Source organism: Streptomyces sp. NPDC053076, from assembly GCF_044546845.1.
In the GTDB taxonomy this organism is placed as follows: domain Bacteria; phylum Actinomycetota; class Actinomycetes; order Streptomycetales; family Streptomycetaceae; genus Streptomyces.
Genome location: NZ_JBITZL010000007.1, coordinates 1 through 19,345 on the forward strand (window position 1 = coordinate 1; position 19,345 = coordinate 19,345).

11 protein-coding genes are annotated in these 19,345 nt (G+C 73.5%); 6 read left to right on the forward strand and 5 right to left on the reverse strand.

Annotation, left to right across the window (positions count from 1 at the left end):
• Nucleotides 1–503 precede the first annotated feature (503 nt).
• Entirely contained in the window at nt 504–1,052 is a 549-nt protein-coding gene (locus ACIGYR_RS26275) for a MarR family winged helix-turn-helix transcriptional regulator (RefSeq protein ID WP_391845622.1), read from the reverse strand.
• 134 nt (nt 1,053–1,186) lie between these two features.
• Here ACIGYR_RS26275 and ACIGYR_RS26280 point away from each other — a divergent pair, with 134 nt between their 5' ends.
• Nucleotides 1,187–2,452: an MFS transporter gene (locus ACIGYR_RS26280; RefSeq protein ID WP_399604158.1), complete on the forward strand. Its 1,266-nt coding sequence runs from the start codon at nt 1,187–1,189 to the stop codon at nt 2,450–2,452.
• Nucleotides 2,453–2,526: 74 nt separating this feature from the next.
• On the opposite strand, the gene ACIGYR_RS26285 is transcribed toward ACIGYR_RS26280, so the two are convergent.
• Nucleotides 2,527–4,173, reverse strand: coding sequence for a SpoIIE family protein phosphatase (locus tag ACIGYR_RS26285; RefSeq protein WP_399604108.1), 1,647 nt, complete (start codon nt 4,171–4,173; stop codon nt 2,527–2,529).
• A gap of 131 nt (nt 4,174–4,304) precedes the next feature.
• Nucleotides 4,305–5,684: an NAD(P)/FAD-dependent oxidoreductase gene (locus ACIGYR_RS26290; protein ID WP_399604106.1), complete on the reverse strand. Its 1,380-nt coding sequence runs from the start codon at nt 5,682–5,684 to the stop codon at nt 4,305–4,307.
• A gap of 375 nt (nt 5,685–6,059) precedes the next feature.
• Between ACIGYR_RS26290 and ACIGYR_RS26295 the strand changes: the two genes are divergently transcribed.
• Nucleotides 6,060–6,836, forward strand: coding sequence for a TetR/AcrR family transcriptional regulator (locus ACIGYR_RS26295; protein WP_399604103.1), 777 nt, complete (start codon nt 6,060–6,062; stop codon nt 6,834–6,836).
• Between the two features lie 186 nt (nt 6,837–7,022).
• Nucleotides 7,023–8,915, forward strand: coding sequence for a sigma-70 family RNA polymerase sigma factor (locus ACIGYR_RS26300; protein ID WP_399604100.1), 1,893 nt, complete (start codon nt 7,023–7,025; stop codon nt 8,913–8,915).
• Here ACIGYR_RS26300 and ACIGYR_RS26305 read toward each other — a convergent pair.
• Nucleotides 8,902–12,705 (reverse strand): BTAD domain-containing putative transcriptional regulator, encoded by a 3,804-nt coding sequence (locus ACIGYR_RS26305; protein ID WP_399604097.1) that lies wholly within the window; start codon nt 12,703–12,705, stop codon nt 8,902–8,904. The two genes, ACIGYR_RS26300 and ACIGYR_RS26305, sit on opposite strands and share 14 nt — an antisense overlap.
• A 140-nt stretch (nt 12,706–12,845) precedes the next feature.
• Entirely contained in the window at nt 12,846–14,921 is a 2,076-nt protein-coding gene (locus ACIGYR_RS26310) for an asparagine synthase-related protein (RefSeq protein WP_391845634.1), read from the reverse strand.
• Between the two features lie 724 nt (nt 14,922–15,645).
• On the opposite strand from ACIGYR_RS26310, the gene ACIGYR_RS26315 reads away from it, so the two are divergent.
• From ACIGYR_RS26315 to trmB, 3 genes are all read left to right on the forward strand, one after another.
• On the forward strand, nt 15,646–17,073 hold the full coding sequence (locus ACIGYR_RS26315) for an MFS transporter (RefSeq protein WP_391845636.1): 1,428 nt from the start codon (nt 15,646–15,648) through the stop codon (nt 17,071–17,073).
• Between the two features lie 169 nt (nt 17,074–17,242).
• Nucleotides 17,243–18,460: an L-2-hydroxyglutarate oxidase gene (lhgO, locus tag ACIGYR_RS26320; RefSeq protein ID WP_399604155.1), complete on the forward strand. Its 1,218-nt coding sequence runs from the start codon at nt 17,243–17,245 to the stop codon at nt 18,458–18,460.
• A gap of 34 nt (nt 18,461–18,494) precedes the next feature.
• Nucleotides 18,495–19,322 (forward strand): tRNA (guanosine(46)-N7)-methyltransferase TrmB, encoded by an 828-nt coding sequence (gene trmB / locus ACIGYR_RS26325; protein ID WP_399604094.1) that lies wholly within the window; start codon nt 18,495–18,497, stop codon nt 19,320–19,322.
• The last annotated feature ends 23 nt before the right edge of the window (nt 19,323–19,345 follow it).

A 19,345-nucleotide genomic window follows, 5' to 3' on the forward strand; every position in this document is an offset into this window, starting at 1 on the left:
TCTGGCGTTGATTTTTGGCACGCTGTTGAGTTCTCAAGGAACGGTCGCTTCCTTTGTACTCACCCTCTCGGGCTTTCCTCCGGGCTTCCCTTCGGCGTTTCCGACTCTATCAGATCTTTTCTCGATCCGATTTCCTCGGTGCTTTCCAGGTTCCCGCTTTCGCGTTTCCCTTTCCGGCGGTTCCGACTCTATCAGATCCTTTCGGCGTCTGACTCCCAGTCAGGGGGGCTTGTCTTCCCGGCCCTTGGGCCGTTCCGACGTCTCAAACCTTAGCGGATCCGCTCGGCGATTCCCAATCGGGCCCACCGGGCTTCCATTCGAATTGAATTCGGGCAACGCCGAATACAACCCGTCCGGGAGATCGTGCTGATGGTGTGAGGGGTGCCGCTCGAGGCGGCTGAGGTGCTACCGGAGAACCGTTACGGCTCCGCGGCAACCCGAAGAACTCTACGGAACGGACAGGGGCGTGTCAACACCCTCCTGTCAACATCTTTTGTGCGGGCTCAGTCCAGGTCGCTGAGCCGGCCACCGGCGTCCGGCTGGGCGTGCTCCACCCTGCGCAGGAGGCGGGTCAGTACCTCGCCGAGCACCGCGCGCTCGGCGGGTGTGAGGTCCTGGAGGAGGTCCTCCTCGAAGACCGTCGCCAGGCGCATGGCCTCCAGCCACTTCTCGCGTCCCTCAGGGGTCAGCTCCACGATCACCCGGACGCGGTTGGACTCGTCCCGCTCCCGGGTGACCAGCCCCTCGGCGACCATGCGGTCGATCCGGTGGGTCATCGCGGCCGGAGTGAGGCCGAGCCGCTTGGCCAGCTCGCTGGGGCCCATGCGGTACGGCGCGCCGGAGAGGACCAGTGCCTTGAGGACCTCCCACTCGGCGTTGCTGATGCCGAGGTCGGCGGTCTGGCGGCCGTACGCGACGTTCATCCGGCGGTTCAGCCGGGACAGCGCCGACACGATCTTCTCGACCTGGGGGTCCAGGTCCTGGAACTCGCGCTGGTAGGCGGCGATCTGTTCTTCGAGTGTCGGCTCCGGGACGCCGCGGGTGTCGGCCATGGGCGCAGTATGGCACGCGACCCCTTTGCCTCGAAGTCCTTCACTGTGTACTCTTTAGCTTCGAACTTTAGCTTCGAAGTCTTCAGGTCTAACTAGTGAGAGAGGTGAACGTGACCAGGGCGAGGGGCGCGGCGATGCGCCGGATCCACGTGGGTAACGCACTCAGCGCGTTCGGACTGGGCTTCACCGTCCCCTACCTGTACGTCTACGTGGCGCAGGTGAGGGGTCTGGGGTCCATGACGGCGGGGCTCGTCCTCGCCGTCTTCGCCGTGGCCGCGTTGATCGTGCTGCCGTTCGCCGGCCGGGCGATCGTGCGGCGCGGCCCCCTGCCGGTCCTGCTCGCCGCCCTGGTGACCGCCGCTCTGGGCGCGCTGAGCCTCGGTCTGGCGGGCGGTGCCGCGACCGTGCTGCTGTCCGCGGCGGCGCTCGGTGCCGGGCAGGCCGTGATGCAGCCGGCGCTGGCGACGATGATCGTGGACTGCTCCACGGCGGACACCCGCTCGCGTGCGTTCGCCATGCAGTTCTTCCTGCAGAACCTGGGCCTCGGTGTCGGTGGCCTCATAGGCGGCCATCTCGTCGACACCACCCGCGTGTCCTCGTTCACCCTGTTGTTCGCGATCGAGGCGGCGATGTTCCTGCTGCTGGTCGTGGTGATGGCGACCGTGCGGATGCCGCACTCGCCCCGTATGGAGGACGCGCCCGCGGCCTCGGCGAAGGGCAGCTGGAAGCGGCTGCTCGGCAACCGGGCGATGGTGCAGCTGTGCGTGCTGGGCTTCGTGCTCTTCTTCGCCTGCTACGGCCAGTTCGAGTCGGGGCTGAGCGCGTACGGCGTCGAGGCCGCCGGGATCTCCACCTCCGCCCTCGGGACGGCGCTGGCCGCGAACACGCTGATGATCGTGGTCGCCCAGTTCGCCGTGCTGAAGCTCGTGGAGCGGCGTCGGCGGTCCCGGGTCATCGCCGCGGTCGGACTGATCTGGGCCGTGGCCTGGCTGGCCGCCGGGTACGCGGGGCTCGGGCACGGCAGCCAGGAGATGGCCACGGCCGCCTTCGTGTCGACGTACGCGCTGTTCGGACTGGGCGAGGCGATGCTGTCGCCGACGGTCGCCCCGCTGGTCGCCGATCTGGCGCCAGAGGGCATGGCCGGGCAGTACAACTCGGCCTTCGCGCTGGTCAAGCAGTTGGCGCTGGCGGTCGGACCGGCGGTGGGCGGTCCCCTGGGTGCCTCACTGCACGGACCGTACGTCGTGACCTTCCTGCTGTTCTCGCTGGGGATCACCTTCCTGGCGCTGCGACTGGGGCGACAGCTCACCGCGGTGCAGGACCGGCCGTGGCTGGCGCGTGGGACCCGGGTGGTCACGCGCGGCGGCGCGGCTGCGGAGCCGGTGACCGCGGAGGCGTAGCGCACCCGGTACGAGGCGGGCTGGGGGTGGGTATCGCTTGCCCGCCCCGGCCACGGACCGCGCCCCGACGGCGCCTACCCCTTCGGCAACACGAACTCGCACCACACCGCCTTGCCGCCGCCGGGGGTGCGGCGGCTGCCCCAGCTGGAGGCGATCGTCGCCACGATCGCGATGCCCCGGCCCGACTCGTCGCCGGGCTCGGCGCGGCGGCGTCTCGGCAGGTGGTCGTCGCCGTCGGTGACCTCGACGATGAGGCGGCGGTCGGTGCGGCGGAGTCTGAGGCGCATGGGCGGGGTGCCGTGCTGGAGGCTGTTGGCGACCAGTTCGCTGGTGGCGAGGACGCCGAGGTCGTGCAGTTCGACGGGGAAGCGCCAGCTGGTGAGGACGCCGGAGGCGAAGGCACGCGCGCGGGGAGCCGCCTCGACGCCGCCGAGGAGTTCCAGGGCCGCGTTGCGGAAGAGATCGCCGTCGGGGCCCGTACGCGCCGGGTGCTGGAGGACGAGGACGGCCACGTCGTCGTCGTGGTCGGCGGTGACGCCGGCCGAGCGGACCAGGCGGTCGCAGACGACCTGTGGGGTGCCGGTGGCGCCGGCGAGGGCGCCTTCGAGCTTGGCGATGCCCTCGTCCAGGTCGGCGTCGCGGCGCTCGACCAGACCGTCGGTGTAGAGGACGGCGGTGGCGCCGGGGCCGAGGGCGACGGAGCCGGAGGCGTGGATCCAGCCGCCGGTGCCGAGCGGCGGGCCGGTGGGTTCGTCGGCGCGGGCGACCGTGCCGTTCTCGTCGCGGACCAGGATCGGCAGATGGCCGGCGGACGCGTACACCAGGCGGCCCTCGTTCGGGTCGTGGACGGCGTAGACACAGGTGGCGATCTGGTTGGCGTCGATCTCGCCGGCGAGGCCGTCGAGCAGCTGGAGCACCTCGTGCGGGGGCAGGTCGAGACGGGCGTAGGCGCGGACGGCCGTGCGGAGCTGGCCCATGACGGCCGCCGCGCGGACGCCCCGTCCCATGACGTCGCCGATGACGAGGGCGGTCCGGCCGCCGCCGAGGGTGATCACGTCGTACCAGTCGCCGCCGACCGCCGCCTCGGTGCCGCCGGGCTGGTAGGTGGCGGCGATACGCAGGTCGTCGGGCTGCTCCAGCTCCTGCGGGAGCAGGGAACGCTGGAGGGTGACGGCCGTCTCGCGCTGGCGGCGCTCGCTGGCGCGCAGGCGCTCGGCGGCCTCGGCGTGGTCGGTGACGTCCGTGGCGAAGACCAGCACCCCGGCGTCGCGGTCGTCGTCCTCGGCGACGGGGGTGCAGGTGAAGGTGTACGAGCGGCCGTCGACGGCCTTGCGGGACTTCAGGGTGCGGGGCTTGCCGCTGCGCAGCACCTGGTCGAGGAGCGGCAGCAGGCCCAGTGCGACGAGTTCGGGCAGCGCGTCACGGGCGGGTGCGCCGGTGGGCCGGACGCCGAAGGCCGCTGTGTAGGCGTCGTTGACGTAGGTGATGCGGTGGTCGGGGCCGTGGACGAGGGCGACGAGGGCCGGGACGCGGTCCAGGACGACACGCGCGGGTAGTTCGTCGACGGCGGGCACCGGGGTCTTCTCGTCGGCGGACTGTTCGGCGCGGGCCGCGGGCACGGAGCCTTCCCGCCGCCGGTCCGGGGGGACCGGGGTCTCGGTCCGTGCGGCGGCGCGGCGCTGCGTTCCGGGGAGACGGGCGCTCCAGCGCGTGAAGTTCACTGTGGGGAAAGCCTCGTGGGTGCGGTGGGCGGGCGGGCGGCCCGTCCGAGGATGTGGGGCAGTCTGGCAGGGTGCGGGCCGCGGCGACATCCGTCAGACGCCTGGGCGGTCCGCGTAGTTCCTGGGTCCGGTCAGGACGACCCCTTCGGGTCGTCGGAGGGGCTGTGAGGAGGCTTTCCACCGGCCGCCAGTTCGAACTCCGCGCGGGGATGTTCGAGCGAACCGAGCGAGACGATCTCCCTTTTGAAGAGCCCGGCGAGAGTCCATTCGGCGAGCACCCGGGCCTTGCGGTTGACGGTGGGCACCCTGCTGAGGTGGTACACGCGGTGCATGAACCAGGCAGGGTAGCCCTTCAGCTTGCGTCCGTAGACCTGCGCGACACCTTTGTGCAGGCCGAGGGAGGCGACGGAGCCGACGTACTTGTGCGCGTACGTCCGCAGGGGCTCGCCGCGCAGGGCGTGGACGATGTTGTCGCCGAGGACCTGGGCCTGGCGGACCGCGTGCTGGGCGTTGGGGGCCGTCTCCGTGCCGGGTTCGGCGGCCGTGACGTCGGGTACGGCGGCGGCGTCGCCCGCGCCCCAGGCGTGTTCCGTGCCGTCGACGGTCAGCTGGGCCGTGCAGCGGAGCCGGCCGCGCTCGGTGCGCGGCAGGTCGGTCGCGTCGAGCAGCGGGTGCGGTTTGACCCCGGCGGTCCACACGACCGTACGGGTCGGGAAGCGCTGGCCGTCGCTGAGTACGGCGACACGGTCGGCGCAGGACTCCAGGCGGGTGTCGAGCAGCACCTGGATGTTGCGGCGGCGCAGCTGGGTGACGGTGTAGCGGCCCATCGCCGCGCCGACCTCCGGGAGGATGCGGTCGGTGGCCTCCACGAGGATCCATTTCATGTCCTCGGGCCGGACGTTGTGGTAGTACCGCGCGGCGTAGCGGGCCATGTCCTCCAGTTCGCCGAGGGCCTCGACGCCCGCGTAGCCGCCGCCGACGAAGACGAAGGTGAGGGCGGCGTCGCGGAGGGCGGGGTCCCGGGTGGAGGACGCGATGTCCATCTGTTCGATGACGTGGTTGCGCAGACCGATGGCCTCCTCGACGGTCTTGAACCCGATGCCGTACTCGGCGAGGCCGGGGATGGGCAGGGTGCGGGAGACCGAGCCGGGGGCGAACACGAGTTCGTCGTAGCCGAGGAGTTCGGCGGACCTGCCCTCCTCGGCGGTGGCGAGCGTGGTGACGGCCGCGGTGCGCACCGCGTGGTCGATGGACGTCACCTCACCGATGACGACGTGACAGCGGTCCAGGACGCGGCGCAGGGGTACGACGACATGGCGCGGGGAGATCGAGCCCGCGGCGGCCTCGGGAAGGAAGGGCTGGTACGTCATGTAGGGGTCGGGAGTGACGACGGTGATGTCGACCTCTCCCCTCCTCAGCTCGGCCTTCAGCTTCCGCTGGAGACGCAGGGCCGTGTACATCCCGACGTAGCCGCCGCCGACAACCAGAATGCGCGCACGTTCCTTCACCATCCCATGACGCACCCGGCGCTGTTGTTTGTCCACAGCCCCGGCAATTTGTGTGACCGGCGGCCGGGTGCGCGCACGGCCGGCCCCGGTGTTCTTGCAGGACGAAAGGGGGCAGGTCAGCAGGGGCGGACGACAAGGTGAGAAGGGAGGGAATCGGGACGTACACACCGCGTACTCCGATCGGGGGGCGCACTGTACGGAACCTGCCCCTTCTGAATTGACTTCCTCTCAACTATGTTCGTGTGTCGACGGGGTGTAGGGGATGTGGTCGGCCGGGTCCGCGACGGGCGGGTTCGGTCGGGACCGTGGCCAGTTCCGCGCACTTCGAAATCAGTGGCGGGGAGTCTCCGGGGGGAGACGTCATTACCGGGGGAACACATGCATGTTCAGGACACGCATTGGGCATCTGCAGCCGCCATCGCGCACGGTGGCAAAGCGATGGGCGCGGCGGGCGGCAACGGACGTGCCGACGGGGCGCGTACGGCTCCGCTGCGGGTGGACGCACAGCGCAATCTGGAGCACGTGCTGCGCGCGGCGCGTGAGGTGTTCGGCGAGCTGGGGTACGGCGCGCCGATGGAGGACGTGGCGCGCCGCGCCCGGGTCGGGGTGGGGACCGTGTACCGGCGCTTCCCCAGCAAGGACGTGCTGGTCCGGCGGATCGCGGAGGAGGAGACGGCGCGGCTGACCGAGCAGGCGCGGACGGCGCTCGGGCAGGAGGACGAGCCGTGGTCGGCGCTGTCGCGGTTCCTGCGGACGTCCGTGGCGTCGGGGGCGGGGCGGTTGTTGCCGCCGCAAGTGCTGCGGGTCGGCTCCACCGGTTCGGACGAGGAGGGCTTTGCCGGGGCCGCCGAGGCCGCCGAGGAGATTCGGGTGCCTCAGCAGCGGGTGCAGCCGGGCGACGGTGAGCTGCGGCTGGTGGCGGACGGGGCCGCGGTGGCCGACGACGCCGGGGCCGGGGCGCTGCTCGAAGTGGTCGGGCAGTTGGTGGAAAGGGCTCGGGCGGCCGGTGCGCTGCGGGCGGACGTGTCCGTGGGGGATGTGCTGCTGGTGATCGCCACGGCGGCGCCGTCCCTGCCGGATGCGGCGCAGCAGGCGGCGGCGTCCACGCGGCTGCTGGACATCCTGCTGGAGGGGCTTCGGTCCCGGCCGGCGTAGGTCCCAGCCGGCGTAGCTCGCGGCCCGCAGTGGTGCGCTCGGGACGTTCGACGGCGTTCGAGGCGCGTCGGGGCAAGTCCGCTCGGATGAGTGGATGCGGTGTGCAAGGGGGCTTTCACCGAAAGCCGTTGTGGCACGCTGAGCCGGTGACGGGTTGGGCTGGGCCGGTGTCGGGGGCTGTCCGCGATGAAGGTTGACGGGTGGGACGGGCCACGCGATGACGAGGGGAACCAGGAGACTCGCGAACTGACGTCGCCCCAGGTACCGAAACAAGGCGGGCGCCCGGCGTCCTCCGGCCCCGCCGGGAGCGTGCCGGCCCAGCGCGAGGGAAGCGTGCTGCCACCGCCCCGGGAGATGCCGCCCGCCGACGGTGAGCTGATCGCACGGATGCGCGCCGGTGACGACTCGGCCTACGAGGAGCTGTACCGGCGGCACGCCGACGCGGTACGGCGCTATGCGCGGACGTGCTGCCGGGACGGTCACACCGCCGACGACCTCACCGCCGAGGTGTTCGCCCGCATGCTGCAGGCGGTGCGCGGCGGGTCCGGGCCCGAACACGCCGTACGGGCCTATCTGCTGACCTCCGTACGGCGCGTCGCCGCGCACTGGACCAAGTCGGCCCGGCGGGAGCAACTCGTCGACGACTTCGCCCTCTTCGCCCAGCAGGCCACGCGGGCCACGGAGGCGTCCGACGACGACTCGCTCGGTCTCGGCGCCGACGTGCGCGCCCTGCACGAGGCCGAGCAGTCCATGGCCCTGCGGGCCTTCCGCTCGCTGCCCGAACGCTGGCAGGCCGTGCTGTGGCACACCGAGGTGGAGGACGAGTCCCCGAGCGAGGTGGCCGTCCTGTTCGGGCTGGACGCCAACGGCACCCGGGTGCTCGCCAGCCGCGCGCGCGAAGGGCTGAAGCAGGCGTACCTCCAGGCCCACGTCAGCGACAGCCTCGCGCACGACGAGGAGTGCGCCCGGTACGCCGACCAGCTGGGCACCTACGCCCGCCGCAAACTGCGCATCCGGGCCGAGCGGGGCCTGCGCAAGCACCTGGAGGAGTGCGCCAGGTGCCGGCTGGCGGCGGCACAGATCGAAGAGGTCGCGAGCGGCATCCCCGGCGTCGTCCCGGTCGCGGTCATCGGCTGGTTCGGTGCCGCCGGATACGCCAAGGCGCTCGGGATCGTGGCCGGCGGCGCCGGCGCGGGGGCCGCCGCCGCGGCCGGCGGGTCGTCCGGCGGCACGGGAGGCGCGGGCGGGGCCGCGGCCTCCGAGGGGCTCGGCGCGCCGGTGAAGGCCGGCATCGCCGCCGGCGTCGTCGCGGTGGCCGCCACCGCGGTCGCCCTGGCCCTGGTGAACGACGGCCATCCGCCGAAGGCGGTCGCCAAGCCGTCGCCTTCCGCGCCGGTGGTGCGGCCCGAGACACCGCCGCCATCACCACCGCGGCACCAAACTTCGCCGGCGCCCGTGGTCCACGCCCCCGAACCGGCATCGGCCCCGAAGCCCGTCCCCACCCCGACACCCACGCCGACGTCCGAGCCGAAGCCGCCGCCCAAGGCCACGCCGACGCCGCCCCCGGCGCCCACACCCACTCCGAAACCGGCACCCAGACCGAAGCCGACGCCCACTCCGACGCCCACTCCGCCGCCCGCACCCGCCGTCTACGAACTGAGCGACTTGCGCTTCGACGCCGACGGCGACGGCACCGAGCCCGAGATCGTCCTGCGCGGGAGCAGCTGGGTGTGGCAGCGGTACGGCATGTCGATCGGCGGCAAGCAGTACGTGCGCGGGGCCACCGTCGACGGCGAGTCCTCCGTCACCATCTCCCTCAACCGGCAGTGCACCGCGTACGACGCACTGGCCGGCGTGGACGACATGTCGCTCGGCCTCGGCAAGGTCTCCTTCGCCGTCTACGCCGACGAGGTCCCGCTGTGGCGGTCCGGCACGGTCAGGGGCCACGACCAGGCCGTCCCCGTCCATGTGAACCTCACCGGCCGCAGGACCGTACGGCTCGTGGCGGAACCGCACGGCGACGCCTTCGACCGGGCGGCACCGGCGGACTGGGCGGAGTCCCGGTTCACCTGCCGGTAGACGGCCGCTGCTCACCCGCCGGCGGTCGGTCCCGGCCGGTCTCGGCGGCCGCCGTCGTGGCGCTCAGCTCCCGCAGGACGTCCGCCACGCCGAGGGAGGCGCCCCGGGCGCGCTCGGCGGCGTACCGGTCGGCCGGGAGGGCCGCGCGGGCGCCGGCCTGCACCCGGGCGGCCTCGCCGCGCTCCGGCTCGGACCTCCCGCGGCCCTCGCGCCAGTGGTCCGCGGCGGCGTAGAGCCGGATCGCGCCCGGCAGGTCACCGAGCCGGGCCAGCAGACCGGCCGCCACGTCCACCAGACCGGCCGTGATCGACTCGGCGCACCTGTGGGCCACGGCTTCACGCAGGGCCCCCGCCAAGACCGGTATCCCGTGCGCCGGGCCCGACTCGTCGGCCGCGAGCAGCCCCTCGACCATCCGCTGGAGCGCCACGAACTGCGGGGGCGGGGTACCGTCCCCGATCACCGCTCGGGACGCCTTGCTCAGCTCGCGGGCGCGGGCGGTCTGCCCGTCGTGCAGGGCGATGAGAGCGCGCAGCAGCAGCACGAAGGCCCGTGACTCCGGTACCGCGTGCCGGTCGGCGGCCGTCTCCGCCTCGTCCAGGGTGACCAGCGCGGCCTCCCGGTCCCCGCGGCGGTAGGAGATCTCGGCGAGCCGGGCGAGCAGGAACGGCGCCTCGGCGCTCGCCCCCACCTCGTGGGCGAGGCGCAGCGCTTCCTCGTACTCGCCGCGCGCCTCGTCGAACCGGCCGCGCGCCATGGCCGCCTCTCCGGCGGCGCTGCACACCTGCGCCCGCATCCAGCGGTCGCCGACGCGTCGGCTGAGCATCCGCAGCTCGGCCAGGTCCTCGTCCACGCCCTGGAGGTTGCCGGGCGAGTCGACGGTCACGTGGGTGCGGTACATGAGGGCGACGGCGACCTCCCAGTCACCGCCGTATCCGCGGGCGTTGACGACGGCCTTCGCCATGGCCGGGAGGACGTCCACCGGGCCGCCCAGATAGTAGGTGGTCAGCGGCCAGACGATGCCCGGGAGCCGAGCGGCCGGGGGTCCGCCGCGCTCGTACGCGGCCCGCACGCGCGCGATGTACTCCGGTGCCCTGTCGTCGGCCGCGAGACTGTCCGCGCTCGACTCGGAGGTCAGGAACAGGTCGAGCATGCGCAGGTCCATCCGCAGCTCGGACAGCGGATGCCCGGCCTGGCCGTCGGGGTCGGCGAGAAAGGCGCCCACCGGGTCGGCGGAACTCACCGCGGCCATCAGGTCAGCGACCATCAGACCGGCGGCCGGCGGGACGGTGGCCGGCAGATCGGTGGCCGGCGGGACGGTGGCCGGCAGATCGGTGATCGACGGGACGGCGGCCGGCAGGTCAGCAGTCGGCACGTCCGCGGGCGGGGCATCCGCAGGCAAGGCATCCGCAGGCAGGGTGTCCACCGGCAGGGTGTCCACCGGCGGAGCATCCGCGGGCGAGGCACCCGCGGGCAGGTCGGCTGTCACCGCGGCCACCGGCGGAGCATCCGTGGGCGAGGCACCCGCGGGCAGGCTGTCCAGGGCGGTGCCCAGGCGGAGCACCAGCCGTACCCAGGCCACCGCCTCCTGGCGGTGGTTGCGCAGCCACCAGAACCAGCCGATGGCCAGGACGACCGCGCCCGCTTCCGCCTCGTCGCCCGCGCGCACCGCGCGGTCCAGGGCCGCGCGGATGTTGTCCAGCTCCGTCTCCAGGCGGGAGAACCACGGAAGCTGGGCCGCGGACCGCAGCTGTGGTTCGGCCTCCTCCACCAGCGACCGCACCCACGCGCGGTGGCGTCGCTCGGTCGCCGCGCGCAGTCCGGGGATCTCGGCCGCGCGCTCGGTGGCGTACTCGTGGATGGTCTCCAGCATGCGGTAACGCATACCGGTGCCGGAGCCGAACCCGGACCCGGTGCCGAACCCGGACCCGGTGCCGGAGTCGGAGCCGAACCCGGAGTCGAACCCAGGGGCGGCGCGGTTACCTGAGTCGGTGCCGGTGTTGGTGCCGCCCGTGTCGTGTGGGGCGGCGACCACGAGGGACTTGTCGACCAGCGCGCCGATCAGATCCGCCGCGGGGCCGGTGCACACGGCCTCGGCCGCCGCGAGGTCCCAGCCGCCGGCGAACACCGACACCTCGCGCAGCACCGTCCGCTCCCGCTCGTCCAGCAGGTCCCAGGACCAGTCGACGACCGCGCGCAGGGTCTGCTGGCGGGGCAGGACCGTGCGGCTTCCGGAGGTGAGCAGGCGGAAGCGGTCGTCGAGGCGGTCGGCGATCTGCCGTGGCGTCAGCAGCCTGAGCCGTGCCGCGGCCAGTTCGATGGCGAGCGGCAGACCGTCCAGGCGGCGGCAGATCTCCGCCACGGCCGCGGTGTCGCCGAGCACCGCGTCGGCGTCGGGGCGGACGGCCCGCGCGCGTTCGGCGAAGAGGCGGTGCGCCTGCTCCGGGACGAGGGGCTCGACCGGGCGCACCGACTCACCGGGGACGCCCAGGGGTTCACGGCTGGTCGCGAGGATCGTGAGGCCGGGGCAGCGGGTGAGGAGCGTCTCGGCGAGGGCGGCTGCCGCACCGATGACGTGCTCGCAGTTGTCAAGGATCAGCAGTTGGCTGCGCGGTGCGCAGTACTCGATCAGCAGGGCCGTGGGATCGGCCTGCGGGGTCGCCAGCTCGTTGGTCAGGAGCACGGTCTCGCGCAGACCGAGCGCGCTGACCACCGCGCCGGGGACCGCCTCCGGCCGGTCGAGCGGGGCCAGCTCGACCAGCCAGGCCGAGGGGAGCGCCGCGGCGGCCTCCTCGGCGAGGCGGGTCTTTCCTGAACCGCCCGGTCCGGTGAGCGTGACCAGGCGGCCCCTGTGCAAATCGGAACGGATGGCCCTGAGTTCTGGTTCCCGGCCGACGAAGGACGTCAGACGGGGGCGGAGGTTTCCGGTGCGCTCGGAGCGTGGCGCCGGGGGCGGCCATGCCGGGTGGGCGGGGCGCGCCGGGTGCGCCGGGTGCGCCGGGTGCGCCGGGTGCGCCGGGTGCGCCGGGTGCGCGGTATGCGCCAGGTGCACCGGGAGCCCGGAGCGCCCGGGACTCTCCTGCTTCAGCAACGACGTGTGCAGGGTCCGGAGTTCCGGGCCGGGGTCGGTGCCCAGGGTGTCGGCGAGGGTGCGGCGGGCGGACTCGTAGGCGGCGAGGGCGTCGGCCGGGCGGCCCGTGTCGCGCAGGGCGCGGATGAGGAGGACGTGCAGGGGCTCGTCGTACGGGTGGGCCGCGGTCAGTTCGCGCAGTTCCGGTACGGCCTCCTGGGCGCGGCCGAGGTCGAGGGCGGCGGCGGCGCGGGCGCGGGCCGCCTCCAGGCGCAGGGCCTCGGCGCGGGTGGCCGCGGTGCGGTCGGGGAGGTCGGCGAGGGCCGGCCCGTACCAGAGGGACAGGGCCTGGGTGAGGGTGCGGTGGGCGGTGGCCGGGTCGCCGGTGGCGAGGGCGGTGGTACCGGTGCGGGTGAGCCGTTCGAAGACATGGAGGTCCACGTCCTCCTCGGTGGCTTCGAGGCGATAGCCGCCCGGGGTCGAGGTGACGGCGTGTCGGCCGAGGGTGCGGCGGAGGCGGCCGACGAGGGCCTGGAGGGCGGCGAGGGCGTCCTGGGGCGGATCGTCCGCCCAGACCTCGTCGATGAGGGTGTCGGGTGTGGTGGTGCGGCCGGGGCGGAGGGCCAGGGCGGCGAGGAGCGTACGGAGGCGTTGGCCGCTGATGGGTACGGGGGTGCCCTGGTCGTCAGCTGCTTGGGCTATACCCAGGATGGTGTACCGCACCTGGTCATTGTCGCCGGGAGTGGGCGATGACGGCACGGGGGTTTTCCGAGCAGGCCGTTCGGAAGAGAGCCGCATGGCCGGGCTGAGCTGTCCGGACCCGGCCGCCCCCAGGGCACCCCGGCTCATTCGGCGGGGCAGGCTCACGCCCCCGGGGTCAGGGCGCTTCTTCTCGGTTGGATGCCGGAGGGGACCGCGCGGGAGCGGGTGGGGGTGCCCGTCCAGCAGGTGCCTCGGCGGGAGAGGAGGCGGCGGAGCCAGAGTTCCAGGGAGACGAGGTCGGCCAGCCCGTCCAGGGGCAGGGGCTCGCCGGCCGCGGCGGACCGTACGGCCTTGCGGATGACGCGGGCCTCCACCAGGCCGGCGTCGGCCAGCAGCGGCGTGGCGAAGAGGTCCAGGAGCGGGTCGGCCGCGACGCGCAGGCCCGCGCGCGCGGCTGCCGCCGACGAGCCGTGGGAGGGGGCGCCCCAGCCGGGCGGGAGGTCGGTGACGCCGGCCCCCTCCAGGACCCTGCGGAGGATGGCGGCGCGGGCGCCGGGCTGGACGCGCAGGGCCTCGGGCAGGTCACGGCAGGCGCGGACGACCTGGTTGTCGAGGAACGGCGCGTGCAGGCGCTGGGAGCGGATCTCCGCGGCCTGCTCCAGGACGCGGAGGTCGGCCGCGTGCCGGGCGAGTGCCGCACGCGCGCGATAGTCGCCGGGGCGCCGCACGCCGGTGCCGGAGCGGTCGGCCTCCATCTGGAGCAGAACCGATACTTCTGCCAGTGCCTCACCCGTCAGCCAGCGGGCGGCGGGCCCGGGTCTGGCCCAGGTCAGCGCGGCGAGGGACGCGCCGACCGCCCCCTTGGGCTCGTCGAAACGGCGCCGCATCAGCCGCTCGGCCAGCGCCTCCAGGCCCGTCCGGTAAGGGGTGCGGGCGAGGCGCCGGGCCGCGCCGTACACGCGCGTGGGGACCATCACCGAGCCGTCGGCGCGGGCGAGCGCGGCGACCGGCCGGACCAGATGACGGCGCTGGCGGTCCACCAGGAGGTCGGCGAGCCGGGCGGGATGGGCGTCCAGGGCCTGACGGGCGCCGTGGCCGGTGAAGTGGTCGGCGCTGCCGGCGGCGAGCCGCGCCCGGTGCCGGGCCGCCTGGACCAGTGAGGGGCCCGGCTCGTCGGTCAGGGGACCGTCGAGGTCGGCGTACGGCAGGGTCTCCTCGCCGCCGGTGACCACGACGTGGTGCAGGCGGGGGCCCGCGGCCAGGGCGCCCGCGCGTTCGAGTTCGGCCTCACGGCCGGCCACGGCCAGGTCGTTGAAGGTGACGGCGAGGAGGCGCTCCCCGGCGCCCGTGCCATGGCCGAGGAGTGTGCCGGGTCGGCCGGGCAGCCCGGCGGCCAGCAGCGCGAGGGTGCCGGAGGCGGGTCCGCCGGACAGGTCGGCGCCGATGCCGGGGACCGGCATCCCGCGCGCGGCCCGCCGCTCGGCCGGCCCCATGCCGGGCACCGGTCCGGGATCCAGGTCGGGCACATGCCGGGGCGCCGACAGCCGGGTGCGGACCGCCTCCACGAGGGCGTCCCGTACGGCGTCCACGGCGCGGCCGGGTTCGGCCGGGGGCGCGGCCACAGCGAGGGAGGCGACCGGCTCGTACCCGGCGATCTCGCGCACCCCGGCGCGCAGCACCAGCGCATGCCCCGGCGGGATGCGCCGTACGCCGTCGTACGGGGTGGTGTCGCGCAGCGCCGCCGGTACGTCCGGGGCGGCGAGCAGGGCGGCGAGGTGGGTGAAGTCGAGGTTGGCCTCGATCAGGTCGGCGAGGGGCAGCGCGGCGGTGGCGTAGGCCGTGCCGCCGGCCCAGGGGGTGTGGAACACCGGCCGGGCGCCCGCGAGGTCGCCGCAGACGGTGATGCGGCGGCCGGCCTGGACGACGGCCGTGTAGCTGCCGGGCCAGGTGGTCAGATGGCGCACCGCGCCCCCGCGCGCGGTGAACAGCCCGCGCCGCAGTTCCTCGTCGGTGGCGCCGCAGATGCCGAGGACGGCGATCCGGTGCTCCGCGTCGGCGTGCACCACGCGCACCTCGTCCGGACGCCAGTCGCCGACGGCCCACAGCGGGTCCGGGTCGCCCCACAGGAGTTGGGAGCCGACCGGATGCAGGGTCTCGCCGTCGTACCCGATCGCGCCCGCGGAGCCGATCCCGGCGGCGCCCGCGGCGGTGCTGCTCCACCCCACCAACCACCGCATGGACGCCTCCACAGGCTGTGGACAACCAGTGCACCGTACGAACCGGACCCCATGCTGCCATGAAGGGCACGCCGGAGAGGCGCGGTGGCACCGCCTTCGATCGAGGGAAGTTCGCGGGGCGGCGCCGGGGAGTTGACGGGTGGCCGACGCGTGCCGGGTGGGCGCCGCGGGGATGAGACCTGAGGGGCGCGGCGCGAATGCGCCCCCAATGCGCTCCCCCAAAACTCCCTTTGCGCCCTGGAGTTGCATGGTCGGAACGGCAATCCACCGCATCCGACAGGGGTCGATTTTTGGCCAAATCAGCGGCGAGACGCCGGAGATGAGCACGCTCCGTACAGGCCCGCGAAGAGTGCGACGGCTCACACACACGCACAGTCCGGGAGGCGGATGACGCCTCCCGGACCGGTCCGCCACCCGCGGGGATGAAGGTGGCGGTGTCCCCCAGCCCACTGGATCCAGTACAGCGGGCCGACCCACGCACGAGCCATGGAACCGCTCCCCCGATGGCCGGAGAAGAGCGCACGCACGGGCGCACGGCCACACGCACGGGGGCACGTGGCGACAGTCCGTGCACGGTGCGTACAGGGCGACACTTCCGTACGGACCACAATCCCGCCAACCGGAACAATGCCCCTTAACGCTTGGGATGCGGCGAACTACGCTGGGTTTACGAATGCCGCGTGGTTATGCCAGCGCGGCAGCCGTCTTTGTCGAGGGGTGGCTCATGTCCAGGGAGCAACGCGGGCCGAACGAAAAGCTCGGCGCCGTTCTCGCCCTCGCGGGAATCAGCAACGCGGGACTCGCCCGCCGCGTCAACGACCTAGGCGCCCAACGCGGGTTGACGCTTCGCTACGACAAGACGTCCGTGGCGCGCTGGGTGTCGAAGGGCATGGTGCCGCAGGGTGCCGCGCCGCACCTCATCGCCGCCGCCATCGGCCAGAAGCTCGGCCGTCCGGTGCCGCTCCACGAGATCGGCCTGGCGGACGCGGATCCCGCGCCCGAAGTGGGTCTCGCCTTCCCCAGGGACGTAGGACAGGCGGTCAAGTCGGCGACGGAGCTCTACCGCCTCGACTTCGCGGGCCGCCGGGCCGGCTCCGGCGGCATCTGGCAGTCCCTCGCCGGATCGTTCGCAGTGAGCGCATACGCAACGCCTGCCTCACGATGGCTGATAACCCCCGCCGACACCTCGGTCGCGCGGGAGGCGGGCTCCGCCGAGGGGTCCGGCGCACCGATCAAAGTCGGCCACAGCGATGTGCAGAAGCTGCGGGAGGCCGCCGAGGACGCCAGACGGTGGGACTCCAAGTACGGGGGCGGTGACTGGCGCTCGTCGATGGTCCCGGAGTGTCTGCGGGTGGAGGCGGCCCCGCTGCTGCTCGGCGCCTACTCCGACGAGGTCGGCCGCGCCCTGTTCGGGGCCTCGGCGGAACTCACCCGGCTCGCCGGCTGGATGGCCTTCGACACCGGACAGCAGGAGGCCGCGCAGCGGTACTACATCCAGGCGCTGCGGCTCGCCCGCGCGGCGGCGGACGTCCCGCTCGGCGGCTATGTGCTGGCCTCCATGTCGTTGCAGGCGACGTACCGGGGGTTCGGGGACGAGGGCGTCGATCTCGCCCAGGCCGCGCTGGAGCGGAACCGGGGGCTGGCGACCGCCCGCACCATGAGCTTCTTCCGGCTGGTCGAGGCACGGGCACACGCGCGTGCGGGAGACGCGCAGGCCGCGGGCGGGGCGCTGAAGGCGGCCGAGGGTTGGCTGGAGCGCTCACGCGAGGGGGACAACGACCCCTCCTGGCTCGGTTTCTACGGATACGACCGGTTCGCCGCCGACGCGGCCGAGTGCTACCGGGACCTGAAGGCACCACGGCAGGTGCGCCGGTTCACCGAGCAGGCGTTGTCGAAGCCGACGGAGGAGTTCGTGCGCTCGCACGGGCTGCGGTTGGTCGTCTCCGCCGTCGCCGAGCTGGAGTCCGGGAATCTGGATGCGGCGTGCGAGCAAGGGGTGCGGGCGGTGGAGGTCGCGGGGCGGATCTCGTCCGCGCGGACCACGGAGTACGTGAAGGATCTGCTGCACCGGCTGGAGCCGTACGGGGACGAGCCGCGGGTGGTGGAACTTCGGGAGAGGGCTCGGCCGCTGCTGATGGCCGCTCCGGCGTAGGCCCCGAGCGTCCACCGGGCCGCCGCGTTCTCCCGTCGGCGGGACGCCCGCCGTCGCTCGCGGCCCCCGGCGGAGCCGCATGGCGACACGGCCGCGCCCCGGACGGGCGCCGGCACTCCCCGGCGTTTGAAGCCACTGTCAGTGGCGCAGTGCACTATCGATGGCGGAGGTGGTGCAGGTGCGGGCCGGGGCGTACGACTGTGATGTGCTCGTGATCGGCGGCGGGATCGTCGGGCTGTCCACGGCGTATGCGATCACCCGGGCCGCGCCGGGCACGCGCGTGACCGTGCTGGAGAAGGAGCCCGGGCCGGCCCGGCACCAGACGGGGCGCAACAGCGGGGTCATCCACAGCGGGATCTACTACCGCCCGGACTCGCTCAAGGCGCGGTACGCGGTGCGGGGCGCCGCCGAGATGGTGAAGTTCTGCGCCGAGTACGGCATCGCGCACGCCGTCACCGGCAAGCTGATCGTCGCCACCGAGCGGGAGGAGCTGCCGCGACTGCACGCGCTGGTGCAGCGGGGCCGCGAGAACGGCATTCCGGTGCGGGAACTGGGGCCCGCGCAGATCACCGAGTACGAACCGGAGGTGCGGGGCCTCGCCGCCATACACGTCGGTACGACCGGGGTGTGCGACTTCGTGGGGGTCGCCCGGGAGCTGGCACGGGCGTCCGGCGCGGAGATCCGGTACGGCGCGCGGGTCGTACGGGTGGACCGGCGCCCGGACCGGGGCGTGGCCGTGCTCACCGCGGCCGGGGACGTGGTCCGCGGCCGGGTGCTGGTGAACTGCGCCGGGCTGTACTGCGACGAGGTGGCACGGCTGACCGGCGACGAACCCGGGGTGCGGATCGTGCCGTTCCGGGGGGAGTACTACGAGCTGGCGCGGCCCGAGCTGGTGCGCGGTCTGGTGTATCCGGTGCCGGACCCGGCGTTCCCGTTCCTCGGGGTGCATCTGACACGCGGGATCGACGGGGGCGTGCACATCGGCCCCAACGCGGTGCCGGCGCTGGCCCGCGAGGGGTACGGCTGGGGGGTCGTACGGCCCCGGGAGCTGGCCGGGACGGTGGCGTGGCCGGGATCGTGGGCCATCGCCCGGCGGCACTGGCGGTACGGGGCGGGGGAGCTGCACCGCTCGGTGTCGAAGGGCGCGTTCCTGGAGGCGGTGCGAAGACTGCTGCCCGGGGTGGAGGCCGCGGATCTGGTGCGGGCCCCGGCCGGGGTGCGGGCGCAGGCGGTGCTGCGCGACGGGACGCTGGTGGACGACTTCCTGATCCGGGAGGGAGCGCGGGCCGTGCACGTGCTCAACGCGCCCTCGCCCGCGGCCACCGCCTCGCTGCCGATCGGGCGGGAGATCGGGCGCCGGGCGCTGGAGATGCTGGGGTCGCTGTAGGGACCTGGCCGGACCTCCTAAAATTGGGCTTACTGTGTCTGACTCCCTGAACACCCCCGACGCCCCGTCCGCGGCGACCCACGCCCCCGGTGACTCCTTCCGGCACACCCGGGCCAAGGGGGAGCCGCGCTTCCCGGACGGGCCCAGGGCCGATCCCGCCGGGTCGCACTTCGAGCGGCGGATCCGCAGCTTCCAGCCTCGGCGCAGCCGGGTGACGGCCGGGCAGGCGGACGCGTTGCAGCGGCTGTGGCCCAAGTGGGGGCTGGACATCGACGGGCAGCAGGTGATCGACCTCGGCGAGCTGTTCGGCAACGACCGGCCCGTGGTCCTGGAGATCGGGTTCGGGATGGGCGAGGCCACCGCGACGATGGCCGCGGGCGACCCGGACACCAACATCCTGGCCGTCGATGTGCACACCCCCGGCCAGGGCAACCTGCTCAACCTGGCCGACCGGAACGGCCTGTCCAACGTCAGGGTGGGCAACGGCGACGCGATCATCCTGCTCCGGGAGATGCTCCGCCCGGACTCGCTGGACGGACTGCGCGTCTACTTCCCCGACCCGTGGCCCAAGAAGCGGCACCACAAGCGACGGCTGATCCAGCCCGAGTTCCTGAGCCTCGCCGCGACCCGGCTGAAGCCCGGCGCGATCCTGCACTGCGCGACCGACTGGGAGCCGTACGCCGAGCAGATGCTGGACGTGCTCACCGCGCACCCCGGTTTCGAGAACACCCAGGCGGGCGGCGGTTACGCGCCACGTCCGGAGTTCCGGCCGCTGACCCGTTTCGAGGGACAGGGACTGGACAAGGGTCATGTGGTGAACGACCTGCTGTTCCGGCGCGCGCCGCACAGCCAAAACCGATAGACCGATCAGCCCCTCGCGCCGTC